The sequence below is a fragment of the Gammaproteobacteria bacterium genome (genome assembly GCA_041395725.1).
Classification (GTDB): Bacteria; Pseudomonadota; Gammaproteobacteria; order Pseudomonadales; family Pseudohongiellaceae; genus NORP240.
Map to the genome: position 1 here is coordinate 2230882 of JAWKZW010000001.1, position 16015 is coordinate 2246896.

Consider the following 16015-nt stretch of genomic DNA (forward strand, 5'->3'; position numbering starts at 1 on the left):
GGAATTGATCAGGACTCGTGTCACAGACAGACTCGGTATCGAGCATCCGATTATCCAGGGCGGCATGCAATGGGTAGGCCGGGCGGAAATGACCTCGGCGGTCTCTAACGCAGGTGGTCTGGGTATACTCACCGCCCTGACGCAGCCGGATCCTGAAGCGCTGCTCAAGGAGATACAACGCTGCCGCACCCTGACCGACAGGCCGTTCGGGGTCAATCTGACGATTCTGCCGACTATTAAACCAGTGCCCTATGAAGAGTTCATTGCCGCCATCATCGATTCGGGTGTCAAAATTGTCGAGACGGCGGGGCGCAACCCCCAACCGTTCCTGCCCGCCATGAAAGCGGCCGGGATAACGGTTATTCATAAATGCACGTCAATCCGGCATTCCCTGAAGGCGGAGAGTATCGGCTGTGACATGGTGAGTGTCGATGGGTTTGAATGTGCCGGGCATCCTGGCGAGGATGATGTCACCAACCTGATACTGCTGCCGCTTGCTGCCACACGTTTGAAAATTCCCTTTATCGCGTCCGGCGGTTTTGCCGACGGGCGTGGCCTGGCGGCGGCCCTGGCGATGGGCGCCGACGGGATCAATATGGGGACCCGCTTCATGGTCACCAGGGAAGCGCCGATTCATGACCGGGTGAAACAGGCTATGGTCGATGCGACTGAGCTGGATACCGCCTTGTTGTATCGAAGCTTAAGAAACACGGCGCGGGTGTTCAAGAATGCGGTGGCAGAGCAGGTGCTGGAGATCGAGAGTCGAGAAGGTCCCACGGACTTTGACGATATTGCACCCTTGGTCAAAGGCACCCGGGGGCGCGAGCTGTTCGAGAGCGGGAATCTGCATCACGGCATCTGGTCGGCTGGCATGGTCATCGGTCTGATCGACGATATTCCAACCTGTGAGGAACTGATTGCCCGGATAGTTGCGGAAGCTGAGCAGATAATTTCCCAACGGTTAACCGGGTTGTTACGGTAGTTAATCAGAGGCTCCTTAATCAGAAGTTCCTTCATGAAAAGGTTTCTTGCCTGATAAACGGCCGCGGAGGCAGCTATGCAGATTAAAGACAAGGTAGTGATCGTCACCGGTGGCGCCAGTGGCATCGGCAGGGCGCTGTGCGAAAGGTTTGCCGATGAAGACGCACGCGGCATTGTGGTTTCTGACATCAATCAGGCTGGCGCCAGGCAGGTGGCTGAAAGTATTGCGTCGCGAACTGACTCACTGGCAGTGGCCACCAATGTTGCCGAGGAAGAGCAGGTCAAGGGTCTGGTCGAGACCACCCTGAACAGGTTTGGTCAGATTGATCTGCTGTGTTCCAATGCCGGGATTTTTACTCCCGGCGGCGAGGAGGTTGCCACCGAGGCGTGGCAGAAGATCTGGGATATCAATGTCATGTCGCACATCTTCGCCGCCCGTGCCGTGCTGCCCCACATGCTGGAACGAGGCGAAGGTTATCTGCTGAACACTGCCTCGGCCGCGGGGCTGCTGAGTCAGATTGGCTCAGCCCCTTACGCAGTAACCAAACACGCGGCAGTCGGTTTTGCCGAGTGGTTGTCGATCACCTACGGTGATCGGGGGATCAGGGTTTCGGTGCTGTGCCCGCAGGCCGTACGCACGGAAATGACTGCCAATACCCGCAACGGCGGCGTAGCCGGTGTGGATGGGATGCTGGAGCCGGAGCAGCTTGCCGGCACGGTAGTGGAGACGCTGGCGGAAGAGCGGTTCCTCGTGTTGCCGCACCCGGAAGTGCTTACCTATATTCAGCGCAAAGCGTCCGACTATGACCGCTGGCTGGCCGGGATGCGCAAGCTGCAGGCCCGGTTCGGTTCCTTGTACGAAGACTGATGGGCCGATGAATCGCTCTCCGTGTGGTAGCGGGAAATTACCCGGGAGGGCAGGGAAATCCTTTTCGAGACATGGTAACCTTCACTTTTTAGCCGGAAAACCGGCGGCATACTGCTGTTTTCCTCATCACCAAACCCCGAAACAGACGACGCAGAAGGAAGAACTATGACATTGATGATAGGCAAACACAGTGTGGTATCGATTCATTACACGCTGAAAGATGACGAAGGTCAGGTAATGGACAGCTCCGAGGGGCGTGAACCACTGGCCTACCTGCACGGCGAAAACAACCTGATTCCCGGCCTGGAAAGTGAGCTGCAGGGCAAGACTGTGGGCAGCAGGTTCGAAACCATCATCGAGCCGAAAGACGCCTATGGTGAAACGAATGACGAGTTAGTTCAGACAATCGGCAAGCAGATGTTTCAGGGAGTGGAGGAAATCGAGCCTGGCATGACCTTTATCGCCCAGGGCGAAGGCGGCCAGCAGCGTCAGGTGCGGGTTGTCGAAGTGGATGAAGAGAATGTGACTATCGATGCCAACCATCCCATGGCGGGGAAGACCCTGCATTTCGATGTGGAGGTTGTGGAGGTGCGGGAAGCGACGCCGCAGGAAATTGAGCATGGTCATGTTCATGGCGGCGGCCACGACCACTAGATACAAGCGCTGGCCACGTAACCCGAGGTTCCCTGAATTGATCACCAGACTTGTTAAAATCTGCCTCCTGGCACTCCTGATCGGTCCCGCACCGGGCCTGGCTCAGGAGAGCCTTGAACTCAAAGACGGTTGGACTATCCAGTACTTTCTGGCTCTGCCTGGTGAGGAATCCAGTCGTCAGTCGCCCTGGCCTCTGGCGGTTTTCATGGGCGGGGGTTCAGGCAATGCACCCATCTCTTACGAGGTGTACCGCTTCTATGCCAGAGAGCTGGCCAGTCTGGGCTGGGCTGTGGCCGTGCCGGTGTCTCCGGACAACCGCTCCTTTCGCGGCGCCAATGTGGACCGGGTACGGGAACTTGTCAGTGTTCTGCAGGCGCGCGAAGACGTCGCACAGGGCAAGACTCTGCTGGCCGGTATTTCTGCGGGGGGAATGTCGGCGCTGGAAATCGCCAGGCGCTATCCCGAAGAAATTCTGGCCGTGATGGCGGTCCCGGCGCTGGTCAGGAATGCCTTTAATTTGAAAGCCCTGGCGGGAATGCCCGTTTATCTGCGTATCGGCAGTGACGATGAACTCGGTTGGGGAATGCAGTTCGAGGAGACTGTCGAGGCCCTGACGGAAGTGGGGGTGAAACTGGATGCGCAGCTTCTGTATGGTGAACCCCATATGTTCGGCCTGGACTGGGATAGAGTGAGCGACTGGCTTTCGACGCTGCCTGCGACGCCCTGAGGGAACAGCTCCCTGTGCGATAAGCAGATATGTTATTCGCCTGGTTCCCAGGACTTCATGTCAGTCTTTGAATATTCACTAACTTAAAAATTTTCCAGCTTACCAACCCCGCCTGCCTGCCGGTAATTACTGCGTTCACCGTAATTCGCTTTCTGCGTCTGCTGCATCGCAAACCGTTTTTACTGTGGAAATTAATCAGAGGCTCCCTAGGTTTTTACGCCGATAAGATAAGCATGATTTTGTGGCCACTGGTCCAGTTCCAGGTGTTTACACACCACGCCATGCAACGCCAGCAGCGCCAGGTTTCCAGTTATGCCGATCGAACTGTAATGGAAGGTCTGTCCGTGCCAGGTGTCCTGATGCTCGCCTGTCGTATCGCCAAAAGTATAAATGAGTACCCCCGCCGGCTTCAGCAATTTGCACAGCTTATTGACGACGGGTTCCTGTTGCTCGAGAGGCAGGTGAAAAATACTGTCCCAGGCCACCACGAAATCGTACTGTTCATCACTTTCGAAGCTACAGATATCATCGACGAAAAACGTCGCATCGGGATGATTTTCTATTGCCAGCTTGATCATCTCCGCTGACACGTCGATACCGGTGACGGCCAGCTGTTGCTGTTGCAGCAGGCGGATTATCCGCCCGCCGGAGCCACAGCCCACATCCAGTGCACTGCCGCCCGGCCGGCAGAATTGCAGTGCCCGTTTGACCTGGGCGATGCCGTAGCGGGAATCCCGGTGCTGCTCGTGCCACCACTGGGCAATCTTGTTGTAGTTACTGCCAAGCACGCTGGGTTTCATGGACGCTATTCCTCACTGACTGCGGGGGGTTATGTGTTCCGCCAGCAGGCGGTCAAGATGGTCGGCAAACAACTTGCGATCTTTCTGGTTCAGCGCCGGAGGTCCCCCGGTGTCGAAACCACTGGAGCGCATGGAATCGAGAAAATCCCGCATATTCAGGCGTGCGCGGATATTACTGGAATCGAATAACTCCCCTCTGGGGCTAAGCGCCAGTGCGCCTTTGGCTATCACTTCCGCAGCCAGCGGAATATCACTGGTGATTACCAGATCGCCGGCCACCGTGCGGCTGACAATTTCGTCATCGGCCTTGTCGAAGCCGGAACTCACCTGTATTGACCTGATGAGTCCGCCTGGTGGTGTCTGCAGTGGCTGATTGGCGACCAGGGTCAGAGGGATCGCGGTCCGCTGTGCGGCACGAAACAGAATTTCCCGGATGACCACAGGACAGGCATCGGCATCGACCCAGATATTCATAGCTTTCTCATGGCAATCAGCCTCCGCGCCGACCGGGCCGGGAAGGTAAACCTTAGGCTGTGACCACCTGCAGCCAGCGCGGATCCGGTAACTACCGGGCGACGACAGGCATGGACACCGCCAGACCGGTTTAAAGTAGCACGACTTCCTCTGCGCTGCCCACCCCCGAGGTGCGCGTAGAATCTGGGCTGCAGCCACGCGGGCCCGGAAATTGCAGCGACGGGGAATTTTTTTTCATCACAATGCAAATATTTCTTTACATGCACCCAAAAAAACCTAAAATTCGCGCTCGCCAGTTGAAATGGGCTGGGTATTCATCTCCTTCGGAGCTCCCGAGTACCGTTCCAGCAGTCTGGCGCCTTGTTCAACTGCGCATAGGGGGTTTTATGAGATGCACGAATTCATTTCGGCCTACTCAATGGTATGTGCTACACGTCCAGAACACCCGGTATATTGCCTGCGGCCTCATGCTGTAACGGCAGCTTCCCGATGGTTTCAAAATAATTTTCCTGGACGCGTACTTTTCGCTGTCAAAACTAATCCTTTCTTTGTCGAAACGGTAGCTGCCGCCGGTATACAACACTTTGATGTTGCTTCGCTGGCTGAAATTGAACTGATCAGTTCAAAGCTGCCGGGGGCACGCATGTCCTTCATGCATCCCGTCAAGAGTCGCGTTGCAATTCGACGCGCCTATTTTGAATTTGGCATCCGGGATTTCTCTCTCGACTGTGAGGCAGAGCTGGACAAGATTCTGGAAGAGACTGGTCATGCACCGGATCTCAACCTGTTTGTCCGGGTGGCGGTATCCAATCGTCATTCCTGTCTACAGCTGGCCGGCAAGTTCGGCATCAGCGGTGGTCCGGCTGCGGACCTGCTGCTTAGAAGCCGACAGGTTTCCCAGCGACTGGGTATCTGTTTTCACGCTGGTTCGCAAATAATGCGACCTGACGCCTATGCGGAGGCGCTGGAGCAGGTATCCAGTCTGATCAGGAAATCCGGTGTCATCATCGACATTCTTGATGTGGGTGGAGGTTTTCCGTCGGTCTATCCTGACCTGGCGCCACCGCCACTGGCGGACTACGTCAGCTGCATCCTCGAATGCTTTGAAGAAATGCCGGTCAGTGAAACCTGTGAGCTGTGGTGCGAGCCAGGGCGGGCTCTTGTTGCCGAAGGCGCATCACTGGTCGTGAAAGTCGAGATGCGCAAAGACCAGACTCTTTACCTTAACGATGGCACCTACGGCGGACTTTTTGATGCCGGTCAGCCACGCTTTATCTATCCGGTTGAGCGGCTGGAGAGAAGTCGGTCTGTAGACGAGGAATTACTGGAGTTCAGTTTTTACGGGCCGACCTGCGACAGCATGGATTTCATGCCGGGTCCCTTCCTGCTGCCAGCGGATATTGGCGAGGGAGATTACATCGAAATAGGTAATCTGGGCGCTTACAGCATGCAACTGCGAACCGAATTCAACGGCTTCAACAGCTATCTGCTGGCAAGTGTGAGCGATGAACCGCAGCTGTCTCACTATGGCAACGCCAGAGCGGCCGGTACTCACCTGGCGGCTTCAATAGTTGAAGCGAGGGCGCAGGATACCGGGCATTGGCCGGGTGAATCACAATGACGCAGGCGCAGAGGAAACCAGTAGACGACCGCAAGACTCAGCTGCTGGCCCATGCATTAGAGCAACATAGATATCACGTCGTTTGATGCCAGGCCGCTGATGGTATCCGCTGAAGCCACCAGCGTGCTGCCTTTGCTGGCCAGCGATGCCTGGCATCGGGGTCATTGGAAGAACCGAAAGCGTCGTCGCTTCAGCCAGTTGTTTGCCAGCTAGCGCAGAGGGCCGGCTGAACACGTCGGGAAAGAGCAAAGCAGGCTGACCATGGCAAGCGCCGTAATAGCGCTGGCCATGGTAGTCGCCGCGGCAGCCGGTCAGGCTGCGTCATAACCCATGATAGCCTTGGTCTCCAGAAATTCTTCAAAACCTTCACGGCCCCATTCGCGTCCGTTACCGGATTTCTTGTAACCGCCGAAGGGAGCGCTGAAATCCGGGCCGGCACCGTTGAGATGGACATTACCCGTCCGCAGGCGCCTGGCAATGGCTCTGGCGTGCCCGGGTTCGCCGGACACATAACCGGACAGGCCGTATTCCGTGTCGTTGGCAATCTGCACCGCGTCGTCGTCACTGTCGTAGGGGATGATGCAGAGAACCGGCCCGAAAATTTCCTCACGGGCGATCGTCATATTATTGCTGACATTGGCGAATACCGTCGGTTTAACATAGTAGCCCTTATCCAACCCTTCGGGTCGTCCGGGACCGCCGGCTATCAGCTCGGCGCCTTCGTCGATGCCTTTCTGAATCAGACCCTGGATCTTGTTGAACTGGGCTTCGTTCACCACCGGGCCGATGCGGGTTTTCTCGTCACCGGGGTCCCCCACGGTGGTGGCAGCCGCGGTGGCCCTGGCCACTTCGATGGCTTCGGCCATGCGGGCCCTGGGCACCAGCATGCGGGTCGGGGCATTACAGGACTGGCCACTGTTGTTGAAACAGCTGATGCAGCCACCTTTTACGGCCCTGGCGAAATCCGGCACGTCATCCAGGATAATGTTGGCGGATTTACCGCCCAGTTCCTGCGTGACGCGCTTGATGGTATCCGCAGCGGCCCTGGCTACTTCACGACCCGCCCGGGTGGAGCCGGTAAAGGAAACCACGTCGAATTCCGGATGAGCGGACAGGGCGGCGCCGACTCCCGGACCGTCGCCATTTACCAGATTGAATACACCCGCCGGCAGGCCGGATTCGGCAATTATCTCGGCCAGAAGATAGGCGCTGATCGGTGCTTCCTCGCTGGGTTTGAGCACCATGGTGCAACCTGCGGCGATGGCCGGGGCAACCTTGCAGGTGATCTGATTCAGCGGCCAGTTCCAGGGCGTAATAAAGGCGCAGACCCCCGCCGGCTCCTTGACAATGTGGGTTGTCCCACGGACCTCCTCGAACTGGTAATCCTTGAGGAGGGCCATGATATTAAGGAAGTGCGCCATGCCGGCGCCCACTTGCGCGGTACTGGCCAGGGTCAATGGGGCTCCCATTTCGCTGGAGATGGCAGTTGCCAGCTCGCCACCCCGGGCTTTCATGCCGGCAACGATTTTTTCGATAACGGCAAGCCGTTCCTCAATGCTGGATTGAGCCCAGACCGGGAAGGCGGCCCGGGCGGCCCGGGCGGCTGCATCCACGTCTTCCGCGGTTCCCAGTGAAATCGTGGCGAAGGGCTGTTCGGTTGCAGGGTTAATCACCTCGAGGGTTTTCCTGTCCTGAGGGGTTACCCACTCACCGTTGATATAGAATTTGTTGTAAGCCTGCATGAAGTTGCTCCTTCTTTGTGGTCGACAGTCAGCGCCAGGCGTGGTGGTCGACAGCGAGGTCTATGCATTGCGGTAACTGAAAAAAGGAGGCTAGTATAACTGAGTTGCTGTGACAACAATCATGTGGACCCAGGAGACCGGTTATTTCCATGACAAAAAGCTTGCGCTCAGCTATGGGTCGCCGCCTGGCGGCTTTTCTCAGTAAGTCGCTGCCTGGTTATCAGCGGCTCGATACCGTCTCGATGGAGGTTGTGGCGGAGGTTCTACAGCCGGGGGATATCCTGCTGGTTGAGGGTGATAGTAGAATCAGTGTCGCCATCAAATACCTGACCCAGTCATCGTGGTCACATGCCTGTCTCTGCGTAGGAAAGGGTGATGAAGGTCCGGATGAACCGATTCTGCTGGAGGCAGACCTGCAGAATGGTGTTCATCTGGTGCCGGTTGCAAAATATAGCCATTTTAACGTGCGCATTTGTCGGCCGGTGGGCCTGACTGCGGATGAGACACGGAAAGTTGTTGAGTTTGCCCGTGAAAAGCTTGGCCATCACTATGATCTGAAAAATGTGTTAGACCTGGTACGGTTTCTTATCCAGCGACCAGCGGTGCCTAATCGGTACCGGCGTTCCATGCTGGCCCTGGGTAGTGGCGAGCCGACCCGGGCCATCTGTTCCACCCTGATTGCCCAGTCTTTTCAGTACATTGACTATCCGATTCTGCCGCGCCTGGGGGAAGAGGGTGATGATGGCGAGGTGCCCACTTTCTACCGTGCCCACTTCACCCACTACACGCCGAGAGACTTTGATGCCTCGCCGTATTTCGCGATCGTCAAGCCAACCATTGAGAAGGGTTTCGACTATCGGACGCTGCAATGGACACCGTCAGAACTGCAGATGACTGAAAGGACAGGCTGAAGGAACAGTTGACTGCCGGTTCCGGTAGACGCGGCAAGGAGGATTTGAGGCTGCGCCTGTTTCGGAAGCGTCTTGCAACAGCCAGCTTGCTGTGTTTCCAGTCATTCCCAGGTTGAGTAGGGATTCCTGGCCAGGCTGTGGTTGCCGAAACGAGGATCCATGGTGACTTCTTCGGCGATCCAGTCCGGCAGTGTGAGCAACTGACCCTCCGACTGCAACTCTACCTCCGCAACGATGAGCCCGTTATTCTCGCCGTTAAAGACGTCAATTTCCCAGGTCACTTCGCCCTGTGGAAAGAAAAAGCGCTGCTTCTCGATCGCCGCGGCAAGGCAGACTTCCCGCAGCATCTCCTGGGCGTCTTCCATGGGAATTGCATATTCATACTCGCGGCGGGAGATCCCGCTGGCAACACTTTTGACCCCAAGATAGGCCTTTTCACCCGCCAGCCGGACCCGCACTGTGGTCCCGTTTGCCGTCGGTATATAAGCCTGCACGATCCGCAGGCCGTTTTCCAGACGTGGTAGTCTGTCCACTTTAACCAGAAATTTACGTTCAATTTCGATTGCCATGGCGCCCGACCCGCTCACATGATCTGCATTAAGGTCATCATCGCCGCATCGAACTGCGGGTCCGACGCGCGGGAGTCTGTCAGGGGGTAGGCTACCGACTGCTCAGGCGGAAAGCCGTTCGATTCCATCAGGATACCGTCGACAGTGATCTGATCGCCGGTAACGTACTCAATAGATCCGTCCCCGCCGTTATAAGTCACCTGACCCGCTTTGCCCATGGTGGTTTCGCCCAGACTGACGACCCGCTGCAATTTGCCGAGCTGGTAACCTAACAGCTCCATGCTGCCGCGAGTGCCATGGTTCTGCATAACTACCATGGCGCGATCGTAGTAGTCGTCGGACTGGCGCTCACTCTGCCGCTCGCGCCAGAGATCGGGGTTGTCTCCCTCAAGCACCAGGTAGCTGTTACGGCTGGCGAAGAACCAGTCCAGGTGTACTGCGTCGATAAACCCATAGCTGTCGCGCAAGTCGATGATCAGCCCATCGCAGTGCGCCAGGGACTCGAACATGCGCCTGAATGACTGCAGGTTGTCGGTGGAGCGGTTTACAGTCCATAGCTTGATGTAGCCGATGACTTTGTTGCCATTACTGAACTGCTGGAGGCTGCTCCCCGTGGCGGAACGGAACGCGTCATACAGGTTGCCATACACGGTGCGCAGCGAGGTGCTCTGGTCCGCACCGTTGCGGGTGAAGGTCAATCTGACCTGGCGAGGTGTCGGGTCTGCGATTCCACCATCCCCAATAGAGGGGTTCAGGCTCAGGACTGGCTGGAAAGGCTTGCCATCAATACTATCCAGCCGGTCGCCGCGGCGCAGACCGGCCTGCTGAGCAGGGAAGCCGTCCAGCACAGCGCTCACATAAAAGCTTTTGTCCCTTTCTTCGGTGAGCAACCCCAGGTGGTGAATGGACAGTCGTGAACCGGGTAATCTGGTGTGAAAGGCTTGCAGCAGGAAGTACTCCTGGCTATCGGCCGCTACGCGCTGGCGGACGCTGCCGGCTTCCGCCGCCGCCAGAATCTGGGAGCCGGACAGTAGCCAAGTCAGTAGCAGCCACAATGGCAGGTTATTGCGCATGGCCCGGCCTCGACCGGTCAGGCAACAATCGCCACGGCTTTCTGTGCCGCCGGGCGCTGGTAGTGGAAATCACGGTAGTCCAGCAACGCCTGATCTACCTGAAATTTGAATCGCTCTGCCCAGTTAAGCGTGTGGGCCAGCAGGATATCGGCAACGCTGAAGTTCTCGCCTACCACATAACGCCGGCCGTCCAGGTGGTGGTGCAGAGCCCGCTGGGCCTTGGCAAACTCCCAGTTGGCGGTCTCCAGCATCTGCGGAACCCGTTGCTCCGCCGGCAGGGCAAAGCGGTGCTTGCCATTGGTCCAGAGCGGTTGTTCAAGGTCGGACAACACGAAGAACAGTATCTCGTCGTGGCGGGCCAGCAACTCCTCGTTGTGAGACGGAATCAGGGCCTTCTCCGGCGCCGCCTTACGGGCGATATGGTTCAGCATGGCGCCACTTTCCGTGAGGGTCAGGCTGCCATCGATCAGGGTGGGCACTTTCCCCTGGGGATTGATCGCCATGTAGGCGGGGCTGCGGCTGCCGTGGGGCCCTTCTTCGCTGCCAAAGTTGACAGCGATGTACTCGTACTCGAGCCCGGCTTCCTCCAGTGCCCAGAGGGCTCTGAAAGAACGGGACTGGCTGAATCCATACAGTTTCATTGCGTCCAAACCTCTTACCAGAACTTTAGAATCGGGCCACAGGATAACGCATCTTGGTCGGCAGTGTCTCCGTATCCGGCGTTATCATTCAGCCTGTCCGGTGACGCCCGGTTATCTACCCCTGTTGACACTTCGGGGCTTAATCCAGTTACTCGCAGGCATAAAAAACCCGGTGTGAACGCAGCCGGGTGGCTGCGTTCACACCGGGTCGGGACCGGTCTGCCGGTGGTGGCTAGTCGATAGCGAAACAGTAGAAGTAGCCGTTGCCACCCGTGGCTACCAGGTTCGCCTGGCTGCAGCCGCGTGAACCGTGGGCGCTGTTCCAGGAATTGGGGTTGGCGCCGCCACCCTGGCGATCGTGATGTCCCACCTGGGCGGTGCCTTCACCATCGGCACTGCTGGTCCAGTTGTTACAGGTGTGATTCTGCCCGTCGTCGATGGTGCGACCGTCAAGGGAGGATCCTGTCAGAATGTCGTGCGTATTTGGCGAGTCGCCTCGGCCATTGACCACGGCACCCCTCTCGGTGACGGAGGTCTGCTTGCCCAGGTTCATGAACTCACTGTGCAACTGATTCAGGTTTTCAGCCACCATGACGCCATTGGCGTTGTACCAGGGGCCGAAGCCAATGCGGTCGCGCGCGTTGACGGCGGGCTGATTACCTTCGGCGTGAACGCTCAGATAGGCTCGCCAGGTTTTGCCCTGGGAACCGGCAACTTCCGCCAGAGCCTGGCAGTGGGCATCGGCACCAGCCAGTCCACCCAGATTGGCGCCGTCGCCGGAACCGGTGCTGGTGATAAAGAAACTCATGGCATTTTCCTGGGCATTGATGATGGAAAATGTGCCAGCCGCGGCGATGGCGGCGACAGACAAGAACAACGCAGACTTTTTCATTGGTTTTACCTCTTATTACTGATTCTAACTGATTGAATTGAATTGAATTGAATTGAATTGAGTTGGGTGCCGGCTTCTGCTCATTGAGTCACGGCACCCGGTTTCTGTTTCCGGTTACATTGGCAAAGCCATGGCTGTCAGGCTGCTGCCGGTCTGCAGGATCAGGTACTGCCTGCCGTCGTGCACCCAGGTGCTCATGCCGTAACGGCTGCGGGCGGGTGCTTTGATGGCCCCAACCTCCTCACCGCTCGCCTTGTCGATGGCATAAAGCATGTCTGTGCCATCGCTGGCCACATTGCCGTAGATCAGCAGTGTATCGGTGACCACCATGGGACCCACTGAGCCGGAACCGGTATTGCCGATATCGACCCCGGCCAGGGCAGGATTGTCGCGGACCCGTTCCGGTGTGTAGCCGGCTGGAATCATCCAGGCGTGCTCACCGGTATTGAGGTCGATGGCCGTGATGCGGCTGTAGGGCGGTTTCCACAGGGGGATACCGGCCGGATGCCGTGGCGACGGGCCACCACTGGCCGCTGCGTAGCGGGACAGGGTTGTGCCCGTGGGGGCTTCGTAATAGGTGTCAGCTTCCTCACCGGTCACCAGCTGTCTTGAGCCACAGCTATAGCGGGAAATGATATACATCACTCCGCTGGTGGGATCGGCAACCGGCGGATGGGTGATGTTGACGGCCCCGGAGGGGCACATCAGGGCTGCCAGCTTGCCCGACGGATGATTGCGCTGGATCGGCGGGTTGAACAGCGATCCCATCTCGAAATCGGCCACTGCGTTGATTGCCTGCTGCCGGATCTCCGGGGTGAAGTCGGCCAGCAGGTCGACCCTGGAACCCTGGTATTCGAATGGCGCCGGCCTGGTCGGGTAGGGCTGGGTGGCGGCCAGTTTCTCGCCCGGCACGGTGGATTGCGGGACCGGTTTTTCTTCGATGGGCCAGACCGGTTCACCGGTCTCCCGGTTGAACACATAGGTAAAGCCCTGCTTGGTGGCCTGCGCCACGATCGGGGTCGTACGCCCGTTGAGGTTCACGTCCATCAGTATTGGCGCGGTCGGCGTGTCGAAATTCCAGATATCGTGGTGGACCAGCTGATAGTGCCACTTGCGCTCACCCGTGCGCACATCCAGAGCGATCAGGCTGGTGCTGAACAGATTGTCACCGGGATGGTGACCGCCGTAATAGTCGATGGTTACGCCGTTGGTGGGAATGTAAACCAGGCCCAGTTCCGGATCGGCGGAAAGGGGTGCCCAGGAAGAGATGTCTCCGGTGTACTGCCAGGAATCATTCTCCCAGGTTTCATGACCGTATTCGCCAGGGCGCGGCAACACATTGAATTTCCAAAGGAATTCCCCGGTGGTGGCATCATAGCCGAGGATATCGCCGGGGATATTTTCGATGCGGGACTGGTGATAGCCCTGTTCCGCCGAATTGCCGACGATTACCACGCCATTGACGACGATCGGGGGTGAGGAAGAGGTAATGTAGCCGCGTTCCAGTGGCAGCCCCTCGTAGGGATCGTAGGGGTGGCCCAGATCGGCCAGCAGATCCACCACACCGGTGTCCGGGAAACCGTCGATGGGCACTGGCTGGCCAAAACCTTCCAGCGGCGCACCGGTTTCAGCGTCCAGGGCCGTGAGGAAAAACCCTGGCGAAACAATATAGATCACGTCACGGCCGTTGACCTGGCCGTAACCCACGCCCTTACCGTAATCGGCGCGCATGGAGTATTCCCAGCGACCGGTATCCGGCTCGCGATACGACCACAGAGTCGCGCCGGTTACCGGGTCGATGGCCACTACATGCCGCCGCGCGCCCGCCACGGTGTAGAGACGTCCGTTGATGTAACTGGGTGTCGAGCGACCGCTCTGGGCCTCAAAACTGGCGCCATCCCAGACCCAGGCCACTTCCAGGTCTTTAAAGTTGGCGGCGTTGATCTGGTTGGCCGGCGAGTAACGGGTATGGGCAAAGTCGTTGCCAAGGGTGGTCCACTCCACGGTGTCCTGGGCGAAACCGGGCAACGCGAGGCAGAGTAGAAACGTCGCCAGACCGGTCAGGGAGAACGGTTTAATAATGCGGCTTCGTTGGGCAGATCTGAATCCAGTCATTAGCGGTACCTCTAATTGGGTTGACTATTATTATTCTGTCTTATTCTGACTTTCTTATTCTGTCTTTCAGCTGGGTGCCGTTGGGGCCGAAGCGACGCACCAGGCGTCACTCGAGCCTGGCAGAGTAACCCAGGATTTGAGGTTTGTCATGTCCTGCGCGCCCGGCAGCGGTGGCCGGGCACCCTGCTACGATGAGTGCCGAAAGTCGACCCACGGCAGCGGTCCGCTGGACTCAACGCGCTTGCAGTCAGTGGCTGCCCGGTGGTCTGGTCGGGTCAGAATGCGCCGGCTGGGCCCGGGAACACTACAGGACTCTGGTGGCCCTCGGACGAAACGCTGGAAACCCCGAAGAAATAGTTATCGATAACGACATTTTCCAGGGTGAACTGCTCCACATCCCCGACGTCACGGGAGAACGTCCAGGTCGGCGATGTGGTAAGGCGCCAGTGAATCCGGTAGGACGCCGCGCCCGGTACTCGCTGCCAGCTGAGGGTAGTGTCCGGGCTGACCTGGCCCCGGATGCCGACTGCCGCCGGAGGCTCCGGTGCCCAGGCCAGGGATGCCAGGGTTACCGCATTCAGCCCGGTCAGCCTGGCGGCGTAATCAAAATCCACATGCTCGAGTACGTCGCCGTAGGCGATGCCGTTTTCAACCCGCACGTCCTGGTGCTGCTGGGTGTAATTTTCATTGGTCTCCATGATGCGCACGGCAGGAAAACCCCTTTCGTTGAAGGGGCGGTGATGCCCGCCACGGCCGAATCGATCCAGCCGATACACCATCATCACATCCAGGTTAGGTATATAACGATCAGCCAGTTCATCAATGTAGCGGGCCAGGTTACGTGAGGGGGAATCCACTTCACCGCCCTGAAATCGGCGCTGGCGTGCTTCTTCTTCAGTTTCCACGTAGCGGGTGCCTTCGGAAAACACCCGTGCGGTGGTGTTGTTGGTGACGCCGTTGACGCCGGTGGTATTGCCGATCATATCGTTGTTGAGCACGGCGTCCAGGTTCCAGCCGTTGGCGAGGGCGTAGTCACCAACAATAGCGCCCCCGTAAAGGCCCTGTTCCTCGCCAGACAGGCCCACATAAGCGATAGAGCTGCCAAACTGATACCGGCTCAGCAGCCGGGCAGCCTCCAGTACTCCGGCCATTCCGGAGGCATTGTCGTTGGCTCCGGGAGAGTAGGAGGTGGAATTCATCGGATCACTGACCCGGGAATCAATATCACCGCTCATCAGCACCACGCGATCGGGGTTCACGCTGCCACGCTGCAGGGCCACGACGCTGACCACCTCGGTGGGCTCCGGAATACGGTTGCCGGAGGCCTCGCCGCTGACATAAAAAACTTCCAGACAGCCACCGCAGTCAGCCGAAATTCGCTCGAACTCCTCTTTGATCCAGCGTCTGGCGGCCCCGATGCCACGTACCTGGGAGTCTGTCATTGACAGGGTATGACGCGTGCCGAAACTAACCAGTTGCACGACATCCTGCTGGATGCGCCGGGCTGACACAGCAGCGGCTATGTCGTGCAGCGCCTGGTGGCTGAGGGCCTGACCGGCCGCAAGACTGGTGTGGAAAAACGCCAAAAAGCCCAGCAGAGTGTAAAAACGACCCATTGAATCCTCCAAAAATAGCTGTCCGAACCCTCTCCCCACACCCGCAGCCTGCAAGTGACAGGGCGGTGCTGGCGACGGGAATTACATTATTCGCCAGAGCATGGGTGCAAATATCCCGCCGGTCAAGGGTCAGGGCGGGCCCGCCAGGCGGCGTGGTAGTGCATCAGAGCTTCCTTAATGCGTTGATAAACAGCAGGTTCCCATCTGGTTAAGTCAGGGTTAATACTACTCATGCTATGTATAATGTGAAAGTCGGGGGAGCCACAGACGGGCCATCAGGCCGGCCTGGGCTTCAGGCGCCGCAACGAGTACCCGGTCAGGGGCTACCCCG

General features: G+C 58.0%; 15 protein-coding genes and 1 pseudogene. 7 read left to right on the forward strand and 9 right to left on the reverse strand.

Annotation, left to right across the window (positions count from 1 at the left end; all coding sequences use genetic code 11):
* The first annotated feature begins 7 nt into the window (after nucleotides 1-7).
* From R3F50_09880 to R3F50_09895, 4 genes are all read left to right on the forward strand, one after another.
* A complete protein-coding gene (locus R3F50_09880) occupies nucleotides 8-982 on the forward strand; it encodes a nitronate monooxygenase family protein (protein ID MEZ5490613.1) in 975 nt (324 codons plus the stop codon).
* Between the two features lie 75 nt (nucleotides 983-1057).
* The gene (locus R3F50_09885) at nucleotides 1058-1849 is read left to right on the forward strand and encodes an SDR family oxidoreductase (GenBank protein ID MEZ5490614.1); all 792 of its coding nucleotides are present in this window, start codon (nucleotides 1058-1060) and stop codon (nucleotides 1847-1849) included.
* 174 nt (nucleotides 1850-2023) lie between these two features.
* Nucleotides 2024-2503 carry a peptidylprolyl isomerase gene (locus tag R3F50_09890; protein ID MEZ5490615.1) on the forward strand — a complete coding sequence of 160 codons (480 nt, stop codon included), beginning with the start codon at nucleotides 2024-2026 and terminating at the stop codon, nucleotides 2501-2503.
* Nucleotides 2469-3230: an alpha/beta hydrolase family protein gene (locus tag R3F50_09895; GenBank protein MEZ5490616.1), complete on the forward strand. Its 762-nt coding sequence runs from the start codon at nucleotides 2469-2471 to the stop codon at nucleotides 3228-3230. Before R3F50_09890 ends, R3F50_09895 begins: the two co-directional genes overlap by 35 nt.
* Before the next feature lie 206 nt (nucleotides 3231-3436).
* On the opposite strand, the gene R3F50_09900 is transcribed toward R3F50_09895, so the two are convergent.
* Together R3F50_09900 and R3F50_09905 are read right to left on the reverse strand one after the other, a co-directional pair.
* Entirely contained in the window at nucleotides 3437-4030 is a 594-nt protein-coding gene (locus R3F50_09900) for a class I SAM-dependent methyltransferase (GenBank protein MEZ5490617.1), read from the reverse strand.
* Nucleotides 4031-4042: 12 nt separating this feature from the next.
* Nucleotides 4043-4504 carry a YaiI/YqxD family protein gene (locus R3F50_09905; protein MEZ5490618.1) on the reverse strand — a complete coding sequence of 154 codons (462 nt, stop codon included), beginning with the start codon at nucleotides 4502-4504 and terminating at the stop codon, nucleotides 4043-4045.
* A 418-nt stretch (nucleotides 4505-4922) separates the two neighbouring features.
* On the opposite strand from R3F50_09905, the gene R3F50_09910 reads away from it, so the two are divergent.
* Together R3F50_09910 and R3F50_09915 are read left to right on the forward strand one after the other, a co-directional pair.
* Complete coding sequence (locus R3F50_09910) at nucleotides 4923-6125, forward strand: type III PLP-dependent enzyme (GenBank protein MEZ5490619.1); 1203 nt, start codon at nucleotides 4923-4925, stop codon at nucleotides 6123-6125.
* Nucleotides 6126-6224: 99 nt separating this feature from the next.
* Nucleotides 6225-6338 (forward strand): annotated as a pseudogene (locus R3F50_09915) (deoxyhypusine synthase).
* Between the two features lie 98 nt (nucleotides 6339-6436).
* Here R3F50_09915 and R3F50_09920 read toward each other — a convergent pair.
* A complete protein-coding gene (locus tag R3F50_09920) occupies nucleotides 6437-7867 on the reverse strand; it encodes an aldehyde dehydrogenase family protein (protein MEZ5490620.1) in 1431 nt (476 codons plus the stop codon).
* A gap of 149 nt (nucleotides 7868-8016) precedes the next feature.
* On the opposite strand from R3F50_09920, the gene R3F50_09925 reads away from it, so the two are divergent.
* Nucleotides 8017-8778, forward strand: coding sequence for a YiiX/YebB-like N1pC/P60 family cysteine hydrolase (locus tag R3F50_09925; GenBank protein ID MEZ5490621.1), 762 nt, complete (start codon nucleotides 8017-8019; stop codon nucleotides 8776-8778).
* A 101-nt stretch (nucleotides 8779-8879) separates the two neighbouring features.
* On the opposite strand, the gene R3F50_09930 is transcribed toward R3F50_09925, so the two are convergent.
* From R3F50_09930 to R3F50_09955, 6 genes are all read right to left on the reverse strand, one after another.
* Nucleotides 8880-9347 (reverse strand): CYTH domain-containing protein, encoded by a 468-nt coding sequence (locus R3F50_09930; GenBank protein ID MEZ5490622.1) that lies wholly within the window; start codon nucleotides 9345-9347, stop codon nucleotides 8880-8882.
* Between the two features lie 14 nt (nucleotides 9348-9361).
* On the reverse strand, nucleotides 9362-10420 hold the full coding sequence (locus R3F50_09935; GenBank protein MEZ5490623.1) for a S41 family peptidase: 1059 nt from the start codon (nucleotides 10418-10420) through the stop codon (nucleotides 9362-9364).
* Nucleotides 10421-10437: 17 nt separating this feature from the next.
* Nucleotides 10438-11061, reverse strand: coding sequence for a glutathione S-transferase family protein (locus R3F50_09940; GenBank protein MEZ5490624.1), 624 nt, complete (start codon nucleotides 11059-11061; stop codon nucleotides 10438-10440).
* Nucleotides 11062-11293: 232 nt separating this feature from the next.
* Nucleotides 11294-11953, reverse strand: a complete 660-nt coding sequence (locus R3F50_09945; GenBank protein MEZ5490625.1) for a hypothetical protein — start codon at nucleotides 11951-11953, stop codon at nucleotides 11294-11296.
* Nucleotides 11954-12067: 114 nt separating this feature from the next.
* Nucleotides 12068-14068, reverse strand: a complete 2001-nt coding sequence (locus R3F50_09950) for a PQQ-binding-like beta-propeller repeat protein (protein ID MEZ5490626.1) — start codon at nucleotides 14066-14068, stop codon at nucleotides 12068-12070.
* 275 nt (nucleotides 14069-14343) lie between these two features.
* A complete protein-coding gene (locus tag R3F50_09955) occupies nucleotides 14344-15684 on the reverse strand; it encodes a M28 family metallopeptidase (protein MEZ5490627.1) in 1341 nt (446 codons plus the stop codon).
* Nucleotides 15685-16015 lie beyond the last annotated feature (331 nt).